Here is a 1,507-nt window from a genome sequence, read left to right as displayed (position 1 = left end):
TTGCGCCTAGGCATCTTCGCCGGCTTTCGAGTTGAACCACTCATCCCGTTTACTCACCTCCAACTTTCGGTGTCGCCACCCGAATACTATCAGCAGACCCAGAACTCACCATCCCAGAACCACCACTCACAGCAGACTTGAAACCATCCTTGAATGCATCTTCCCAGTTGAGGGCTTCTTCTTGCGGTGTCACAGCATAATTACCCATACCCAAACCAAAATCAGCAGCCCTATCTATAGCAAAGCCTTTCACACCGTTAAGACCCTGCTCCACTAAGCCGGCATCAACACTAGCTCCACCAATGGCCTGCTGCCTCAACGGCGTCACCCTCGGCGACACCACACCAACCCCCACACCAGACACCGTCGCCCGAGCATAACCACCCACTGTATGCTCCTCAAAATCACCCAAACCATACGCCAAATTATTACTCGTCATATTCGACACCACACCATTAACCGTCTGCCCCGACAAAGACCGAGCATAACCACCCACATCACCAAAATGAGCAGCAACCTGACCCAACTCATCAGAACGAGCAGCCCACGCAGCAGCCTTGACCTCAGCATGAGAAGAACGCACAGCATCCACATACCGCATCGGATTAAACACCGAAGAATTAGCAGCCTTCTGCCCCAAAGCAAGAGCCTTAGCACCAGCAGCCGGCACCCTAAAACCAGAGGTTGAGGTAGAGGGAAGTTCCTAGTCACCCGTCAGGACGACACCTCCCCGGTCACTCGAGCAAAAAGGAAGGGGTGCTGGCACCACACCAACACCCCCATAGCATCACTAACCCCTGAAGCGAAAAACCCTCCACCCCCTACAGCGCAAACCCCACCATACCCCACGGACAAAAACCCGCACAGCACACAAGGCTCACCCACATTCTTTGACAGAACACCAAGAAACCTAAAAATTAATCCCCACACCCCGCCACCACTCATCGCGGACACCAATAAGCTCGGCACGGAAAAAACCAACCTCAAACTCATACGTATGCCCCACCTCTAAATCACCAGGAACCTGCTCTAGGCTCACATAATCATTAGGCGGACTACTGAAAGATATAGGCGGGCAGTCTTGGGAGTACACGTAGAGAACAGGTGACTGATAAGGAACCCCGCCGGCGTTTATATCGAGAACAACAATTTCGGTCTTCTTAACCGTACAACTCTCGGTGGTAGTAAAAAACTTATTGCCGGTATAGACGAAAGTAACAAGAATAAAAATTATGCCCATTACCCATAAAACAACGTCAGCGCCCCGTGGACGTATCCGTTTCCTTTGCCGTGAATTCATCTCATGTGATGTGCGGGAATAGTTCCGCTTTCTTTTAGTCATCGTTCGTAAAACTCTCTGCAGAAAAGAACACTAATTATTGAGGCTTATTCAAAAGTAGACACGCACCCCACACCCACCAACTAGACAACGGCCCCACCCGCGGCAAAAATATGAGCGTTAAATCTCTATAAATAACCTCAAGCCATACCGGACAAGACCGTTGCT

Annotated in this window: 2 protein-coding genes; both read right to left on the bottom strand. The window is 50.6% G+C overall.

Annotation, left to right across the window (positions count from 1 at the left end; all coding sequences use genetic code 11):
- Positions 1-49: 49 nt before the first annotated feature.
- The gene (locus ABD982_RS11205; RefSeq protein WP_345447649.1) at positions 50-640 is read right to left on the bottom strand and encodes a hypothetical protein; all 591 of its coding nucleotides are present in this window, start codon (positions 638-640) and stop codon (positions 50-52) included.
- 270 nt (positions 641-910) lie between these two features.
- Positions 911-1,342, bottom strand: coding sequence for a hypothetical protein (locus tag ABD982_RS11200; RefSeq protein ID WP_345447646.1), 432 nt, complete (start codon positions 1,340-1,342; stop codon positions 911-913).
- Positions 1,343-1,507 lie beyond the last annotated feature (165 nt).

Origin of the sequence: Rothia endophytica (genome assembly GCF_039543885.1) — a bacterium.
GTDB lineage: Bacteria > Actinomycetota > Actinomycetes > Actinomycetales > Micrococcaceae > Rothia > Rothia endophytica.
Note: the sequence above shows the minus strand (reverse complement) of the source record. Positions and strands in the feature narration are given on the sequence as shown.

Coding starts and splice junctions, on each gene's coding strand:
- ABD982_RS11200 (WP_345447646.1), bottom strand. CDS start 1,342: ATGACTAAAAGAAAGCGGAACTATTCCCGCACATCACATGAGATGAAT.